This is a genomic window from Rheinheimera sp. 1928-s (genome assembly GCF_029269265.1).
In the GTDB taxonomy this organism is placed as follows: Bacteria; Pseudomonadota; Gammaproteobacteria; order Enterobacterales; family Alteromonadaceae; genus Pararheinheimera.
This window is the reverse complement of record NZ_JARIXP010000003.1, coordinates 275,620-293,582: the sequence shown is the minus strand read 5'-3', so window position 1 is coordinate 293,582 and position 17,963 is coordinate 275,620. Positions and strand designations below refer to the sequence as shown.

Here is a 17,963-nt window from a genome sequence, read left to right as displayed (position 1 = left end):
GAACAACTATAAAAAGAACAGCCTGCTTTAAGCGGGCATGAAACTGCAACAGGCGAATTGATATGCAAACAGAAGTACAAAAATTATCGGTGACCGAAAAAATCGGTTATAGCCTCGGGGATTTGGCGGCCAATCTTATTTTTCAAACCCTGATGACCTTCCTGGCTTTTTTCTACACAGATGTTTACCAAATACCTGCAGGGGCAGCCGCCACTATCATTTTTATTGGTGGTTTAATTGGTGCTTGTTTTAACCCCATTATGGGCATTATCGCCGACCGCACTCAAACCCGCTGGGGCAAGTTCAGACCCTGGATCCTCTGGACCTCCATCCCTTTTGGTGTGATAGCGCTGTTAGCTTTCAGTACGCCGGATTTCAGCCCGGAAGGAAAAATTGCCTATGCTTTTATTACTTATGTAGTGCTGGTGCTGGTGTACTCTGCGAATAACCTGCCGTATTCAGCCTTAAGTGGTGTATTGACCGGCAATATGGCCGACCGAAACAGTTTGTCGGCTTACCGTTTTGTTGCAGTGATGGTGGCGCAGTTTATTATTCAGGCCTTGTTGTTACCGCTGGTGCTGATTCTGGGCGATGGCGATAAAGCGGTCGGTTTTGAAAACACCATGACGTTATTTGCCTGTGTCGGCATCGTGTTTTTCCTTATTACTTTTATCACCACCAAAGAGCGGGTGTTGACCTGCAGCGCGCAAAGCTCAACTATTCGTCAGGACATTGGCGACCTGCTGAAAAACCGGCCCTGGGTCATTATGCTGGTGCTGACCGTGCTGGTGTTTATTACCCTGGCGCTGAAAGGCGGCATGTATATTTTTTACTTCGAGAATTATTTAAGCGAACAGCATGTCGCTGTATTTCTTGAAGATATTGGCTTTAACGCTTTTATTGCCGGTTTAAACGCTATGCTGACTGGTATGGGGCTGACTGAATTCCTCTGGCCTAAAGATGCGGCGACTTCAGGTTTTAGTTTATTTAATGCCGGTGGCATTATCTGCATGATTTTAGGCATAGGTTTTTCTAAACCTTTGGCTGATCGTTTTGGCAAACGCGATGTGTTTGCTGTAGCGCTTTTTATCTCCACTTTATTTGTCATGGCGTTTTATCTGTTCCCGTCCGATGCCATAGGTCTGGTGTTTTCCTCACAACTTTTACATGGCTTTTTCTACGGCATCACCATTCCATTGCTGTGGGCCATGATTGCTGATGTAGCGGATTATTCCGAATGGAAAAACCATCGTCGCGCGACCGCTATTATTTTCTCTGCGATGATTTTTGGTCTGAAACTGGGCCTGAGTATAGGTGGTGCTTTGGTGGCTGGTATTCTGGCTCACTTTGGCTACGACGCACAGTTGGCCGCTCAGGCACCTGACACTATTAACGGCATTAAATTATCGGTCAGTCTGTTTGCCTCAATACCTTTCCTGTTGGGTGTGGCCTGCGTTTGCCTTTATGAAATTAACAAACACAAAGAAAACCAGATTGAGCAGGAGCTGAATGAACGTCGCGCTGCTGCTGGTTTAGCACAAGCGGAGTAAGTTTTATGTCTGAAGATTTGCAAGTTCAGGATTTGAAAGCGCTGAAAACCAAAGCTATTTCGCAGCCCTTAGTGGAACACATTTATACGGCCGACCCTTCGGCTCACGTGTTTGACGGTCGCATCTACATTTATCCGTCGCACGATATTGAGGCTGGTATTCCCTTTAACGATAACGGCGATCACTTTGGTATGCAGGATTACCATGTGTTGTCGCTGGATAGCCCTGAAAGCCCAGCTGTGGATCATGGTGTGGCTTTGCATATCAAAGACGTGCCATGGGCTGAACGTCAGATGTGGGCACCGGATGCAGCCAGAAAAGATGGTACCTATTACTTTTATTTTCCGGCAAAAAGACCGGACGGTATTTTTCAGATTGGTGTAGCTGTAGCGGATTCTCCTGTTGGGCCTTTTAAAGCTCAGCCAAAAGCTATTGAAGGTAGTTATTCAATAGACCCAGCGGTATTTGAAGACGATGACGGCAGTTTTTATATGTATTTTGGCGGTATCTGGGGTGGGCAGTTACAAAACTACCGTAACAATGAGTACAAGGCTGACAATGCAGAACCTGCTGCCGCTGAACCGGCATTAGGGCCAAAAGTAGCAAAGTTACGTGACGATATGCTGGAGTTTGCTGAAGCGCCACGTGAAGTACTGATTTTGGATGAACAAGGCCAGGTACTGTTGGCAGGTGATACAGACCGACGCTTTTTTGAAGCCTCCTGGTTGCATAAATATCAGGGCAAATACTACTTCTCTTATTCCACAGGCGACACTCACTTTTTATGTTATGCCACAGGCGATAACCCGTACGGACCTTTTACCTATCAGGGCCGGATTTTAGAGCCTGTAGTCGGCTGGACCACTCACCATTCCATCTGTGAGTTTGAAGGCAAATGGTATCTGTTTTACCACGACTCTATTTTGTCCGAAGGGGTCACTCATTTACGTTCAGTCAAAATGGCGGAAATTCAGTATGACGCTGACGGCAAAATCCAGACCTTAAAGCCCTACCGGGATTAATCAGGTATTTCACAGGAGGCTCTAGTGGGCAAACAACTTCTCTCTGCGGTGCTGGGTTTAGGAGTCGCTTTTGCGGCTTCGGCTCAGCAGCCTTATCAAAATGCCAGTTTGCCAACAGAGCAGCGGGTGGATGATTTATTGTCCCGCATGACGCTGGAAGAAAAAGTCGCGCAGCTGCAAACCGTCTGGCAAAAACGCCGTACTCTGGAAGATAAAGAGCTGCGGTTTTTGCCGGAAAAAGCCAAAGAATTGATACCGCTGGGTATTGGTCATATAGGCCGCCCTAGTGAATTTAAAACCCCACAACAAACCGCTGAATTTAATAATGCCTTACAGCGCTGGTTAAAGGAAAACACCCGTTTGGGCATTCCGGCCATGATGCATGAAGAAGCTTTGCATGGCTATGCCGCTTTTGATGCCACCAGTTTTCCACAAGCCATTGCACTGGCCAGCAGCTGGTCGCCACAAGATATGCATGATGTCTATGCCTTGTCTGCCCGTGAAATGCGCGCGACGGGTTCGCACTGGGCTTTAACTCCTATTCTGGATATAGCCCGCGACCCACGTTGGGGCCGGATAGAAGAAACCATGGGCGAAGACCCTTATCTGATGTCAGCCATGGGTGTGGCAGCAGTGGAAGGTTTTCAGGGCAAAACCGGTAAAACAGGCCCCTTTGCTGCAGATAAAGTAGTAGCCACCTTAAAGCATCTGACAGGTCATGGTCAGCCAGCCGCTGGGGTCAATATAGCGCCGGCTTTTATCGGTGAGCGTGAACTGCATGAAGTGTTTTTACCGCCTTTTGAAGCGGCGGTAAAACTGGCGCATGCCAGCAGTATTATGGCGTCCTACAATGAAATTGACGGTATTCCTTCTCATGTGAATAAGCCTTTGCTGGAAGATGTGGTGCGCAAGCAATGGGGCTTTAATGGCGTGATTGTCAGCGACTACTTTGCCATTGAAGAGCTCAATACCAGACATAGTTTGTATGAAAGCGAAGCCGCAGCAGCCAAAGCAGCTTTGTTGGCCGGGGTAGATATGGAAACTCCGGATCCAAAAACCTTTCCGCATTTAACTGGCCTGGTCCAATCCGGTCAGTTGGATGAAGCGGCAATAGACAAAGCAGTGCGGCGGGTATTGGCGCTGAAATTCCGTTTAGGTTTGTTTGAACAACCTTATGTGGACGCCAGCAAAGCCAATGGCATAGTAGGCGCAGACTCAGATCGTGTTTTTGCCTGTCAGGTGGCAGAAAAATCTATGGTGCTGTTGAAAAACGACGGTACTTTGCCGCTAAAAGCCGACAAGATCAAACAACTGGCCGTTATCGGCCCTCATGCCGATGAAGTATTGTTAGGGGGCTACAGCAGTATTCCGCGCCAGACTGTCAGTATTGTCGATGGCTTAAAGCAGAAGTTGCAGGGCAAAGCCAAAGTGGAATTCGCCCCAGGTACCAAACTCACTAAAGCCTTAACCCAAACCCCAGCCAAACAGGCTGCTTTTGTCACCAGCGATATTGCCGAACGCAGCAAAGCAGCTGGCACTTATTCGATGCAGCGCTGGAATTATGACGATATTCGTTTAGCGGATGAGGCCGATCGCAAAGGTTTGCTGGAGCAAGCTGTGGCTTTAGCAAAAAACTCTGATGCTGTGGTGTTGGTGTTAGGTGAAAATGAAGGCTTGTCACGTGAAGCCTGGGCTGACACCCATTTAGGCGACAGAACCAGTTTAGATTTGGTTGGCAATCAACTGGAGTTAGCCAAAGCTATTCTGGCGACAGGTAAACCGCTGGTGCTGGTGTTGACCAATGGCCGGCCTTTGGCTTTGGGTGAGTTGGCAGAGTCTATGCCCGCTATTATTGAGGCCTGGTATTTGGGACAGGAAACCGGCTCGGCCTTGGCGAATGTTTTGTTTGGCGATGTAAGCCCTTCCGGTAAATTGCCTCTGACCTTTCCTCGTAGTGCTGGCCATGTGCCGAGTTACTACAACCACAAAGTTTCTGCCAAGCGGGGTTACCTGTTTGACGATATCAGCCCTCTTTACGCTTTTGGTCATGGCCTGAGTTACAGCAGTTTTGATTACAGCGCGCTGAAGATTGATGACAGCAATGCCAAAGCCAATGGGGAAGTCACAGTTCGTATGAGCATTCGCAACAGCGGTCAATTTGATGCCACTGAAGTGGTGCAGCTGTATATCCAGGACCCTGTTGCCAGCGTCACACGGCCAATAAAGCAGCTGAAAGGTTTTCAGCGGGTGCCGCTAAAACCAGGTCAACAGGCTCATATTGAATTTATGTTGCCTGTGAACCTGTTCGCGTTTTTTGATCAACAAATGAACTGGGTGGTCGAACCCGGCGAAATTAAATTGATGATTGGCAGCTCTTCAGCAGATATCCGGCTGAATGGCAGTTTTACCATCAAAGGTGACATAACAGAGGTCAGCGCTACTAAGGCTTATTTAAGTCAGGCGCGGATTTATTAATGAATTGGCTGGCAGGAGTGATGGTAATGGCAAAGGTAAATAAGCGGAAAGAACTCAGCACAGGTTTATTGGTATTGGCCGGTGGTCTGGCTTTCACTGGCTGTGGTCAGCCTGCAGTTCAGGCGCCTGAAGCTGTTCCTGAACAAGCGGCCAGCCAAAGCTCAACAGAAAAACCAGTGATTACGCCAGCGAACTGGCCTTTGCAGCAGCCTCCTATAGCCCGCAGTCAGGCTATAGAAGACAAAATCAAAACTTTGCTGAGCCAAATGAGCCTTGAACAAAAAGTAGGGCAGATTATTCAGGCCGACATAGCTGCGGTCACACCACAGCAAGTGCGGGATTATTATCTGGGCTCTGTACTCAATGGCGGTAACTCAGCTCCTGGCCGGGACAACAGAGCGGGCGCAGCAGCCTGGCTGGAACTGGCGGATGCCTTTTGGCAAGCCAGTACAGATACCAGCGATGGTCGGCCTTATATACCAGCCATGTGGGGTACAGATGCAGTGCATGGCCATAGTAATGTCAAAGGCGCTACTATTTTTCCGCACAATATTGGTTTAGGCGCTATGCGTGAGCCAGAACTGCTACGTGAGATAGGCCGGGTGACTGCTGTTGAAATGCAGGTGACTGGTTTGGACTGGACCTTTGCTCCTACTATTGCCGTAGTACGGGACGACCGTTGGGGCCGCACTTATGAATCTTATGGCGAAGATCCGCAACTGGTGGCTTCTTATGCGCCTCATATTTTGCAAGGTATTCAGGGTGTGCCTGGCAGTGCCGACTTTTTAAAAGGCCAGCATATGCTGGCGACTGTTAAACATTTTCTCGGTGATGGCGGCACCATAGATGGCAAAGATCAGGGCGACAATCAGCACACAGAAGCAGAGTTGCGTGATTTACATGGTGCGCCTTATTACACAGCTATAGCAGCCGGTGCCCGTGTAGTGATGGCGTCTTACAACAGCTGGTTTGGCGAAAAAATGCACGGTTACCGGCCTATGCTGAACGATGTGCTGGTTGATCGGATGGGCTTTGACGGTTTTGTGGTCGGCGACTGGAATGGTCATGGTCAGGTGAAGGGCTGCACGCCGACAGACTGTGCTAATTCACTGAACGGCGGTCTGGATATGTTTATGGCGCCGGACAGCTGGGAGAAGTTGTATCAAAATACTTTAGCTCAGGTGAAAGATGGCCGTATTTCGACAGAGCGACTGGATGAAGCCGTTAGCCGTGTGCTGCGGATCAAAGCCGAAATGGGTTTGTTTGAGCAGGTGAAACCTTCAGAGCGGCCTTTGGCTGGCCGTTATGAATTATTGGGCAGCACAGAGCACAAAGCGTTAGCACGTCAGGCGGCCCGTAAATCCCTGGTGTTACTGAAAAACAACCAACAACTGCTGCCACTCAAAGCCAGCAGCAAGGTATTAGTAGCTGGCGATGGTGCCGATCATATAGGCAAACAAAGTGGCGGCTGGACCTTAAGCTGGCAGGGTTCAGGCAATAAAAACACTGACTTCCCAAATGGCGAATCTATTTATGCCGGTATTAAGCAGGCTGTGGAAGCTGGTGGCGGCAAAGCTGAGCTGAGCGAAAATGGTCGTTTTAGTGATAAGCCTGATGTGGCTGTGGTGGTCTTTGGTGAAGAACCTTATGCCGAATTTGTCGGCGATCGTAGTCATCTGGCTTTTGACGATGGCCGTGCTTTGCAAATTCTGACTGAATTAAAAGCGTTGGGTATTCCAACTGTCTCGGTGTTTTTGTCGGGACGGCCTTTGTGGGTCAATCCTGAGTTGAATCAATCCGATGCTTTTGTCGCCGCCTTTTTACCGGGCAGTGAAGGTGGCGCTGTAGCGGATCTGTTGGTCCGCTCGCCTGAAGGTGAAATACGCCATGATTTTCAAGGCAAATTATCCTTCTCCTGGCCAGCAAAAGCGACGGGCGAGTTGCTGAATCAGGGTGACAAAAATTATCAGCCGCAGTTTGCTTATGGTTATGGCCTGACCTACAGCGACAAAACCGAACTGGCTAAGCTCAGCGAAGAGTCAGGCATCAGTGCCGATCAGGTGCTGAATTTCAGTCGTTATCTGCATGCAGGCAAAGCGGTCAATCCATGGCAGTTGCAATTGCTGGATAAAGGCCAGGTGACAGTAGTGACAGAAGCGCTGCAAAAATCCGCTAACGGCGCTATCGAGGTTGCGGCCACAGACAGATTGCAGCAGGAAGACTCAGTGCTACTGACTTTCCATCAAGATGCTGCTGTGGCGTTAAACCATGCTCAGGGCGTGGCTCTGGATTTAAGTCGTCAGGCCAATGGCGATATGACGCTGGAACTGGAATATCAGCTGGTTGCTATGACGTCCGGTAAAGTGACACTGGGCATGCACTGCGGCGAAAATTGCCAATCCACTTTGGATTTCACTGGCCATTTTGCGGCTATGGTGGACAAAGGCTGGCATAGTGTGAAGATCCCATTGCGCTGTTTCACCGAAGCCAATAGCGCTTTTGATCTAACCAAAGTCAGCCAGCCGCTGGTGATTGAAGCCACAGCTGGTTTAAAACTGCAACTGGCCAAAGTGCGATTAGCAGAAAATGAAGGCCAGGGCCAATGCGGTAATTAAAAAGGATGTTGTTATGTTAAGAATTTTACTCACTGCTGCTTTATTGCTAAGCCCCTTGGCCCATGCCGATATTCGTCTGCCGAAGTTGATTGGCGAAGGTATGGTATTGCAGCGGGATACGGCCATTCCTCTCTGGGGCTGGGCTGATGTGGATGAAACTGTTGAAGTGCGTTTTAATGGCCAGTTAGTAGGCCAGGTAAAAACAAAAGATGGTCGCTGGCTACTGCAATTACCAGTCCAGCAGGCCGGTGGTCCTCATCAATTAAGCTTTAAAGGCCGTAACCAAATAGAGCTAAAAGATATTTATTTTGGTGATGTTTGGGTGGCATCCGGCCAGTCCAATATGGAAATGGAAATGGCGCGGGTGGCCGAAGCTTTTCCAGAGGATTTATCCAGCGCCAACTACCCGCTCATCCGTCAGTTTAAGGTGCCGCAAGAGTACAACTTTAAGGCGCCACAGCAGGATTTTAGTGGTGGCAAATGGGTGGCTGCCAGTCCACAAAGCATCGACAATTTCTCTGCTTTAGCCTTTTATTTTGGCCGGGAATTATTTCAGCATAACGGCGTGCCTATAGGTATTTTAAACAATGCCCTCGGCGGCTCACCTGTCGAAGCCTGGATGAGTGAAGAAGCGTTGCGTGCTTTTCCTGAAGCCTTGGCTGAGGGTATTAAATTTCGCGATGATAAACATATTCAGTCCATTACGGATGCAGATAAAGCAAAAAACGAGCAATGGCGTGCTGATCTAAAAGGTCGTGACCCAGGACTAAATAGTAAAACACCCTGGTATAGCGCAGCCTTAGATGACAGTAACTGGCAAAGCTTCACAGTGCCAGGCTTCAGACCAGAGCCTTTTACCGGTGTTTGGTGGCTACGTAAAAGCATTGAGCTAACCGCAGCACAAGCCAAAGAGGCTAAAACTTTACGGCTGGGATCGGTAGTGGATGCCGACGAGGTGTATATCAATGGTAAGCAAGTAGGCAATACCACTTATATGTATCCGCCGCGCCGTTATGAATTACCTGCAGGAGTGTTAAAAGCTGGCGCTAACCTGATTGCAGTGCGGGTGACGGCCACTAATGGCAAAACCGGTCTGATACCTGATAAGCCTTATTGGATAGGCACAGATGCCAATCCGTTACCTCTGACAGGTCAGTGGAAAATGCAAACAGCAGCTGTGGCAAAAAATTTACCAGGCGATACTTTTATTCGCTGGAAACCTATGGGTTTATACAATGGTTTGCTTGCCCCTTTAACCTCTTTGCCGATTAAAGGTGTGATTTGGTACCAGGGCGAATCTAATGTGGGTGCTTATAAGGACTATCAACCACGTTTCACTGCCATGATCCGCGATTGGCGCGCCAAGTGGTCAGAAGGGACAGGCCAGCAAAATCAGTTCCCGTTTTTATTTGTGCAGTTGGCCAACTACCTGAAGAAAACTCAGAAGCCCAAAGACAGCAGTTGGGCTGGCTTACGTGAAGCGCAGCGTCAAAGCTTGTCTGAAGCCAATACGGCTATGGTGGTAGCCATTGATAAGGGCGAATGGAATGATATTCATCCGGTCGATAAAAAGACCTTAGGGCAGCGGCTGGCGTTAGCAGCCCGTGTTGTGGCTTTGGGCGAAAAAGTGGAATACCGGGGGCCTGAACTGACCTCTGTCACTGCAGAAGGCCAACAACTGAAGCTGAGTTTTAATCACAGCGGCAAAGGTTTAGTGCTGAAAGGCACAGGCAATAGTTTTGCAATTGCAGGGGCTGATGGTAAATATCGTTGGGCACAAGTTCAGCTAAAGGATCAGCAACTGCTACTGTCACACCCTGATATCAAAGCGCCGGTCAAAGTACGCTATGCCTGGGCCGACAATCCGGAGGCTGTGCTTTATAACAGCGAAGCTTTACCAGCCGGACCTTTTGAGGCCGCGCTAAAGCCTTAGGTTGGTGAAAACTACAATATATGTCCATATTTGGACTGTATATGGACTTTGGTTTAAGTTGGAACTATGCTGAGGCTGTTGTGTTTAATTACTGGAGAGCGTTATGTCTGCTTCGCCACGCGTCACTACGGTCTCGGCTTTTAAGAAAGAGTTAGCTTCGATGGATGTGTCTGAACCCGTGCTTGTTACACAAAACGGCGAGCCTCTTTATGTGGTTCAGGATCCTGTTCAATTTGAAATGCAGCAAGAGCAGATGGCCTTGTTGCGATTACTGTCTTTTGCTGAAAAAGATGTGAAAGCGGGCCGGACCCTCTCTTCTGCCGACCTTAGAGCTGGGTTACAAGGGCTGGTCGATGACCGCAATAATGAAGTTTGAGTACACTCAGACTTTCCGGGATCAGCTCTATGACCATTTTCACTATGTAGCCAGGCATATAGGCCAGGCTGCTGCTCTGGCGCTTTTGGATAGTTTTATTACTGGTTTTGAGAGCAGAATAAAAAACTATCCAGCCAGCGCTCCTTTGTGCGAGGAAGCGGCTGACCTTGGTTTAACTACATACCACGACTACCTTGATCCTAAGCTTCAGTTAAGAGCGATTTATCGGGTTTCGGCTGCAAAAGGTGTTGTTTACCCTCTTCTGTTTCTCAGTACCAAGCAAAGTATCAGGCAGGCGTTGATCCGGTACTGTCTTCGTCAGGATACCCGTCGTCCTTGAAGCTGTAGTTTTGTTGACCGCATCATCTCGCCCCAGTGATTTTGTAACGATCTGCTGAAAACGACCCGCGCGTTCTCGCTTCAATCCAATTGCACATAGCTTTACTATGCTCCTGGGGTCTCACTGGCTTGTAGCTCCAACTACTTTGGGTATAAATTTCCGGCCTACAGCTTCAATTAAACCGGATCAATAAAACTACTGATGGTCAGTCGTCCTAATAGTGGGTCGGCTGATAAACTGGTTTCTTTGGTAATCACGCCGCTGTGCAGCGCATGGCGGCGATACACAATAAGCCGGTTAAATACGCCAGGCTGCTGTGCAATCTGTTCAAACAACGGCGTATCGCCCTGAATATAACCATCTGTCGTTTTAGGCAAATCAGGGCCGCTGTTTTCGCTTTCCAATGAGCGGTAATACTCGCGCGTGCGGCTTTCATCTATGCATTCAAACCCTGTTTTTCGGTGCCGGTAAAAGGCTGTGCCTCCCTGATCACCTTGAAATAAATAATGCACAGCCGCCAGCGCGTGTTTTTCCGTAGTATCAAAATGGGGAATACGCTGCAGCAGTTTTAATTGCTCTGGTGGCGTCGTGACCAATGATAAATGACAGACCGAAAAGCCAAGCTTTGTTGCTGGCAGTTCAAAATAATCAATCAAAGTCTGCTGCAGACTTTGCAGCATAAATTGTCGATAGGCCGCAGGTGCAGCAGCGCGAATGCCCGGGTAATAAGGCGAATTGGCCAGAAACTGCTGGCTCGCTGCATAATCCACCAGGCTTTCAGGCTGAGGAATAAAGTTATCCACCACCAGAAGCGGGGATTGTTCATTGCCTATAGTCAGTCTGGTGATCTGCATAAGTTTTGTTAGCTTAGATTAGACGGACAATACTGGCGTAAAAAATCACGGTGTGATGGCAATCTGTCGACCGCTGCGTTAATGGTCTCGCGAATGCTTTGCAGATGACGGCTTAATTCGCCCTGGCCTAAACCAGCGACTAGCTGGTGATAACTTTGCGGTTGCAGGCGTTGCCCTAACATCACATGGCTCCAGGATTCAAGCCGGAACATTTCATCGCCAGTCTGAAAGGCGTGAGCGCTTTCTTTAAACAATTCCATCCGGTGCGCCAGTGTGTCGGGAATGGACATGGTGCGGCAATAGTCCCAAAACGGGCTGTCGGTTCGTTCTGTCTGGTGGTAATGCAAAATAATAAAGTCGCGGATTTTTTCCACTTCGGTAATAGACTGTTGGTTGTATTCTTCGGTTAAAGCCGGAGTAACACCATTAAAAGGAAACAGCCTTAGTAAACGGATAATGCCGCTCATAAAGAGGAAAATACTGGTCGATTCCAGCGGCTCGATAAAGCCACTGGATAAGCCAATGGCGACACAGTTTTTATTCCAGAGCTTTTTACGTCGGCCTGTCTGATAACTCAAGACACGAGGTTCAAACAAGGCCGGAGCTTCCAGGCCATCCAGCAAGCGTTGTTTCGCCTTTTCGTCCGATAAATAATCGCTGGCATAGACCAGACCATTACCGACTCTGTGCTGCAATGGAATTTTCCACTGCCAGCCGCTGTCATGAGCTATAGCTCTGGTGTAAGGATGCATAGTGGGGCCGAGTTCTGTCTGTACTACGACGGCTTTATTGCAGGGCAACCAATGGTCCCAGCGCTCATAACCAGTTTTTAAGCTTTGTTCGATAAGCAATGCCCTGAAGCCTGTGCAGTCGATAAATAAATCACCTGTTATTTCCTGGCCTGATTCCAGCACTAAGGAGCGGATATCGCCATTGACGTGCTGCTGCACCTGAGCAATTTTTCCTTCTATGCGCACTGCGCCTAAATCTTCGCTGAATTTGCGGAGAAAACGGGCGTAACGGCCCGCATCCAGGTGGTAAGCATAGTTGATCACTGACTTTTCGGTTTTGCCAAATTTATGTAATTTAGCCGCCTGTAATTCGTAGCAGTAGTCGCCAAAGGGCGCATCGACACCTTGTTTTAAGCCGTGTAAATAATAGTGCTGGAAGTCAGTTAAAAAGCTGCCTTTGCCTGTGACGCCAAAAGGGTGGAAATACTGATCGCCTGTCTGGCCCCAGTTTTCAAAAGAGATGGCCAGTTTGAAGGTGGCGTCTGTGGCTTTCATAAAGTCTTGTTCGTCTATGCCAAGTAAGTTATGAAACAGTTGCACAGGAGGTACTGTGGACTCGCCTACACCTACAGTGCCAATTTCTTCTGACTCGATCAGCACCACATCTATCAGGCCTTTCAGACGTTTGGACAAGGCTGCAGCTGCAACCCAGCCTGCGGTACCGCCACCTGCAATCACCACTTTTTTCACTTGTTGCATTGTCTATCCCCTGTGATTTTTATAATTTTTTTAGCGATTTAATCGGTTTAATAGCATGGCTCTTAACTGTCTGGCCTGCATTTCATCCAGTTCGCCCAGTACACCACGGGCCTGTTCAGGCAAGTGGTGTCCGGCCTTGTGCGGGTCGTCAAAAATGTAATGATTCAGCACGGCCTGCCAGGCTTTGCGTTCGTGTTCTGGTTTGTCACGCAGGCACAACAAAGCGTGATACAACAAATTCATACCTGAGCCCGTGTAGCGTGGCGCTGTGCTCCACCAGTAGTTGATCAGAATATTAAAGGGCATTAATGCTTCCACCTGATGCCACCACATACTGGGTAAATACAGCGCATCGCCAGGCTCAAGTTCTGCAATTTGGCCTGCGGCTATGGCTTTGGGGAAATCAGGAAAACGCTCTAAGTCTGGATTGTCGAAATCCACCATGCTAATGACCTGGCCGCCTGGGGTCGGTTCTAAAGGCCCCGGATATAAATGACTGATTTGATCCGGCGGAAATAAGCTAAAGCGTCGTTTACCCAATACACAACAGGCCAGATTTTCTGACGAGTCATAGTGACAGGCTGACAGTGACTTGTTGCCCAGCCAAATACTGACTCTGTCGGGTTCTGTCTGATAATTGACTGTCGGTTTGGGCAACTGAATATCGTTGTGTTGCCGCAAGGTTGGAAAATGAGTACTTAGCAAATTGGAGGCGATATAAGCAGAAGGCGGCTGCTCCAGATCTTGCCACTGTAAAATTTGTTGCAGCACCTGATCGACCTGGCCCATTCGGGTGTCAAAATTGAGTTTGCTGCAGCTTTCATCATAAAAATAGCGGCCGTTCAAAGCAGGCTCGCCATAAAAAATCTGGGTAGGTTTACCGTTGTAGTGGCTACAGAGATAATCTGCCACAGCAGCAGAACCTTGTTGACCCAGTTGCACCAAAGGCCAGTGACTGACCAGACCTTTGAGGATCACTGGTTCAGCGCCTGACAAGACTTCAGGCGGGATCACGCCGCTTTGGCACTGGATAGTTTTGGTCTGACGGGTAATTTGCTGCATAGCGTTATCCGTCATTGCTGGCTCTGAAGGCTATTTTTGCGCTCGATTAAATGGCGAATAGTGCCCATTGAAAACACCATGGCGTAAATCAGCGCTAAAAAACCAGATTGCTGCAGCCTGGCAAGGGCATCCGCAGGTAAAGTCGCCAGCCGTTGTTCATTAATGCAGTAGTTCCCCAGTAGACGGATTTTGTCGCCGTTCTGCAGAGCAAACTCAATGGTCACGCTCTCCACCAGCTCCAGTTGTTCCAGAGCAGAATAAAAAATGGGAGCTAAAGCTGTACCTTGGTGGATAGTTTGCAGTCGGGCGGAAATATGTTCCAGATAAGGGCTGTTGCCACCTTGGGATAAAAACAATTGCTGGCCTTGTTCTGTGCTGACTTTGGGGTGACTCATATCAATATGTACCACAGCATTTGGTTCTTCGTCTTGCATGCCCATGGATCGCTGGAAGCCAATCAAAAATGGACCTTTTTCAAGGCTGGCCGGAATATAACGGGCATCCCAACCTATAGGGTGCTGCTCGTTCAGGTAGAGGTTTTCTTCTCTGGAAAAACCTAACAAAGCTATGGCCTGGTAGGACCCTTGTGGGTCATCTTTGCGAAGCAGTATGGGGTATTCTTTTTGCAGTTCAATAAATTCAGTGGGAAACACCAGAGCACTGGGTACATTGTCGCCAAACTCAGGCCCAAAGTAGTGGATAACGCGGCTATTTTGATGATCGATATTATTCAGTAACACATGCCTGGTCATATTATTAATCCTGTGACTTCTTAGGTATCAGCATGTACAGCAGAGCAGGGAAAAGCTGCATAAGCAACTTTTCCCTGTAAAACAACATAAGTTTATGACAGGTTAAAAGTCATAACGCATACCGATCTGGTAGCGTGCACCTAAGTCAGTCAGATACCACAACATAGCTTCGTTGCGGGCATGAGAACGACTGTTTTCACCTGTCAGGTTCAGACCCTCAACAAAGACGGTCAGTTGCTCATTCACATCATAGGCGAGGTTGACGTCCAGTTGCCAGTAAGCTTCTTCAAAGCGTGGGTTGTTAGAGCCACCTTTGTTCACTTCAGCCAAATATTTGTCACGCCAGTTCCACGCTACCCGGGCAGTCCAGCCTTCTTTTTCATAGATACCAATCAGGTTGGCTGTATCGCTCAGGCCTAACAGTGCAAACTGAGATTCGCCCGGGTCCGCTGCGACGTTAAAGCCGATATCACCTCGTACTAAGGTATAGTTAGCCTGCACACCAAAACCTGTTTCACCGAAGAAATGCTGAATAGCTAACTCGGCACCATGTATTTTGGCAGCCCTGTTGTTATCAGGTGTACTGGTACGAAATTCCATTTCCGGATCATCAGGATTGGCAATTAAATCAAAACCTGCATTATTGGCCAGGAAGTCAATTTGTTCAGGTGTACCGGTAAACTGAGGATTTGTGCCAAACTCGGCAATCATATCCGGATGGTTGCGGTATTCAGTAAAGACCATCATCGCATACAGATGGGTGTCATCCACAGGGAAACCAGCATCGCGAATAGCCTGCAGTGCGGCAATAGCGCGTGGGCCTCCAGTCACGTCAAGAATACCCAGTAGTGGCTGGTCGACCTGACGGCTACCGATAAAGTTCACAACATCCTTTTGGAACAAACCAGCTGACATATAGCTGCCATTGTCGTAATACCATTCCAGCGATAAATCGTAGTTAGACGATTCCAGCGGCAACAGCCCAGGGTTGGACGCGTTGGCTGTAGGTTGAGCACCCAAAAGGGTAGATCCACCACCGCCACCAAAGTTAGAAGCGGATACACCTAAACTACCTAAACCGGCACGGGCAATAGTTTTACTAAAGGAGAAACGGCTGATGACATCATCACTCAGATGTAAGGTAAAATCTAAGCTTGGCAACAGATAGTCGTAGTCGTTTTCAGCATTGAAAGGTTGTGCCGGAGTAGTGCTATCTGCATAAGCAACAATATCATTGTTGTCTTCCCAGCGGAAAAATGTTCTGCTGACCAGCGAGCTGGACTCAGACTCAGTTTTTTCATATCGCAAACCTGTCAGCACATCAAATGGCATTTTGCCGATTTCACCGCCCAAAGCCACCTGGAAATACGCCGCCATAGTGTCTTCTTTAACAATATTGTCAGCAGAATAAGTTGTTTCAGAGGCTGTTGGAATACCAGGGTATAAAGCCAAAGCTGCAGTGTACAAAGCGCGTGGGTCGGCAATAAAACCGTAACCGCCTGGTAAGGTTTTGTAGTCATCAAATTCACCCGGTAAATCAAAGGGTTGGATCAGATCACCAAACTCACCAGGATTGCCAACGTTCCAGTTACCTAAGGCTATATTATTACCTGCGGTTTGCAGGGTGCGGGACTCCATATTACGGATTTCAACACCAAAGTCGAAATGACCATCGTCCAGCGCATATTTTGCATCCAGCTTAAATTGCTGAATATCGCTTTCCTGACTGGCGTTACGAATACGGCCAATAGAAGAACCTACATCACCCGCATCGACCATACCGTTGGCATTGGCACCTTTACCCGGAGCTGCATCGTTATACACGTTCAGATAAGTTGGTAAATCCATACCCCAAAACCATTCACGTGATTCGACGATAGGAGCACCCAAACCTACAGCCAATTCACCTGAGTTACGTGGCCCTGTACCGCGGCTGTGCATCTTGGAATCGTGGGCATCAAATTCCAGAGTCAGGTCGTCACTAACCAGATACTCAAAATTTACACCCACAGATTTCAAAGTATTGGTTTGCTCACGCCATTGCTGCTCGTAACCTTCATCGACAGTACTTGCATACTCTTCTTTAATATAAGTAGGCGTTTTAACAACATTGTTATCAAATTCAACTTCTTTGATATTGCTGCCAGTTTGCACCCAGTTGGTGATCTCACCACGATGTTCAACTATGTTATTTTCGGCGAACGTATAGTCGCCAGTTGCGGTGAATCGTTCTGAAGGTCTGAATTGTAAAGTCAGTTGAGCATTGTCACGTTCCCGTTGTGAATCTGAAAATGCATAACGAATATCGTTCGGGCGTGTATACAGCTGGCCTTGAGCCGGCGCGTTTGTCACCTCTGTATCGGCATTGTTCCAGAGTCGGCCTGGAGCATTCAGATCGTCCCAGTAGCCCACCTGCCAGTCATTGACTGTAGCACCAGTGTAACCTGAGTCCCGTTTCTGGTGGCTGGCAGAGACACTGACACCAAATTTATCGTCCGCGGTGACATGGCTGAAAATACCTGATACTTCAGGGGTAATATCGTCGCCCGCTCTGTTGGTGGTGTCATGTGCCGCTTTGACACCTATGCTGGCTGCACCACCCGGATTCTCCAGTGGGCGGGCCGTTTTGATATTCAAGGTGGCACCTATACCACCAGTGGCTATATTGGCTTTGCCAGTTTTATAGACTTCAACGCCGCTGATGCTTTCAGAAGCCAGATTGGAGAAGTCAAAAGCACGGGAACTACCACCACGGCTGGTGCCGTCAGCACCTGAACCTGCGGCATAAGTATTGGCAGCAGGCATAGTACGGCCATTCAGAGTGACCATATTATTGTCAGCACCAAAACCCCGTACTGTTACTTCAGAACCTTCACCATTGGTGCGGCTGATGGATACCCCTGAGATCCGCTGCAGAGATTCTGCCAGGTTAGTATCCGGGAACTTACCTATATCTTCAGCTGAGATGGCGTCTACCACCCCCATCGAATTCCGTTTAATTTCCGCTGCCTGTTGCAGACTGGAACGTACACCATAGACAGCAATGATTTCCACTGGTGCTGTCTCTGAAGCTTTAGTTTCTTGTGCTTGTTGCGTTTCCTGCGCATAAAGTGGCAGAACTACGCTGCCACTCAGTAGCAGGGTGACAGCCCTCGCTACTGCGGTTCTGGTAAATATCTTATTATTGTTCATCTATCCATACCCTCTTGATTTATATTAGTCACCTGAATCAAGGATTTGGCCAGCTATACAGCCAAAAAGCTGTAGTTACTGAAAACCGCCAAATTCTCTTTTTGTTAAGGTGCTGAACTTACCGGCTTCCTCCACGTCAATGCCGAATTGCCAACTCCCCAAAATTCATTGTAGTGATACAGTCAGAAGCTTGATTTTGCCAAAATGCGTTACCCTCTTGCTTTTTTTTATATTTTTTATTGAACAGAAAATAGCCAGCACTGTTTTCAGATAAAAAGCTGCTGGCATAGTGGGTGGTATTT

The 17,963-nt window shown here is 48.2% G+C and carries 12 protein-coding genes; 7 read left to right on the top strand and 5 right to left on the bottom strand.

What is annotated here, in order from left to right; genetic code table 11:
* Window positions 1-62 precede the first annotated feature (62 nt).
* The 7 genes from P3C17_RS09040 (at window position 63) to P3C17_RS09010 (ending at window position 10,311) form a co-directional block, all read left to right on the top strand.
* Window positions 63-1,550 carry an MFS transporter gene (locus P3C17_RS09040; protein WP_300929125.1) on the top strand — a complete coding sequence of 496 codons (1,488 nt, stop codon included), beginning with the start codon at window positions 63-65 and terminating at the stop codon, window positions 1,548-1,550.
* Window positions 1,551-1,555: 5 nt separating this feature from the next.
* A complete protein-coding gene (locus P3C17_RS09035) occupies window positions 1,556-2,572 on the top strand; it encodes a glycoside hydrolase family 43 protein (RefSeq protein ID WP_300929124.1) in 1,017 nt (338 codons plus the stop codon).
* A gap of 24 nt (window positions 2,573-2,596) precedes the next feature.
* On the top strand, window positions 2,597-5,047 hold the full coding sequence (locus P3C17_RS09030; protein WP_300929123.1) for a glycoside hydrolase family 3 N-terminal domain-containing protein: 2,451 nt from the start codon (window positions 2,597-2,599) through the stop codon (window positions 5,045-5,047).
* Window positions 5,048-5,073: 26 nt separating this feature from the next.
* A complete protein-coding gene (locus P3C17_RS09025) occupies window positions 5,074-7,662 on the top strand; it encodes an exo 1,3/1,4-beta-D-glucan glucohydrolase (RefSeq protein WP_300929122.1) in 2,589 nt (862 codons plus the stop codon).
* A 13-nt stretch (window positions 7,663-7,675) separates the two neighbouring features.
* Entirely contained in the window at window positions 7,676-9,595 is a 1,920-nt protein-coding gene (locus tag P3C17_RS09020; RefSeq protein WP_300929121.1) for a sialate O-acetylesterase, read from the top strand.
* Window positions 9,596-9,698: 103 nt separating this feature from the next.
* Window positions 9,699-9,971, top strand: a complete 273-nt coding sequence (locus P3C17_RS09015; protein WP_300929120.1) for a hypothetical protein — start codon at window positions 9,699-9,701, stop codon at window positions 9,969-9,971.
* Window positions 9,949-10,311 (top strand): hypothetical protein, encoded by a 363-nt coding sequence (locus P3C17_RS09010; RefSeq protein ID WP_300929119.1) that lies wholly within the window; start codon window positions 9,949-9,951, stop codon window positions 10,309-10,311. Before P3C17_RS09015 ends, P3C17_RS09010 begins: the two co-directional genes overlap by 23 nt.
* 176 nt (window positions 10,312-10,487) lie before the next feature.
* On the opposite strand, the gene P3C17_RS09005 is transcribed toward P3C17_RS09010, so the two are convergent.
* From P3C17_RS09005 to P3C17_RS08985, 5 genes are all read right to left on the bottom strand, one after another.
* Complete coding sequence (locus P3C17_RS09005; protein WP_300929118.1) at window positions 10,488-11,165, bottom strand: DUF6445 family protein; 678 nt, start codon at window positions 11,163-11,165, stop codon at window positions 10,488-10,490.
* An 8-nt stretch (window positions 11,166-11,173) separates the two neighbouring features.
* Window positions 11,174-12,655, bottom strand: a complete 1,482-nt coding sequence (locus tag P3C17_RS09000) for a tryptophan halogenase family protein (RefSeq protein ID WP_300929117.1) — start codon at window positions 12,653-12,655, stop codon at window positions 11,174-11,176.
* A gap of 30 nt (window positions 12,656-12,685) precedes the next feature.
* Entirely contained in the window at window positions 12,686-13,732 is a 1,047-nt protein-coding gene (locus P3C17_RS08995) for a cupin-like domain-containing protein (protein WP_300929116.1), read from the bottom strand.
* Window positions 13,729-14,469 (bottom strand): SapC family protein, encoded by a 741-nt coding sequence (locus P3C17_RS08990; protein WP_300929115.1) that lies wholly within the window; start codon window positions 14,467-14,469, stop codon window positions 13,729-13,731. Before P3C17_RS08990 ends, P3C17_RS08995 begins: the two co-directional genes overlap by 4 nt.
* Before the next feature lie 102 nt (window positions 14,470-14,571).
* Window positions 14,572-17,661, bottom strand: coding sequence for a TonB-dependent receptor (locus tag P3C17_RS08985; protein WP_300929114.1), 3,090 nt, complete (start codon window positions 17,659-17,661; stop codon window positions 14,572-14,574).
* Window positions 17,662-17,963 lie beyond the last annotated feature (302 nt).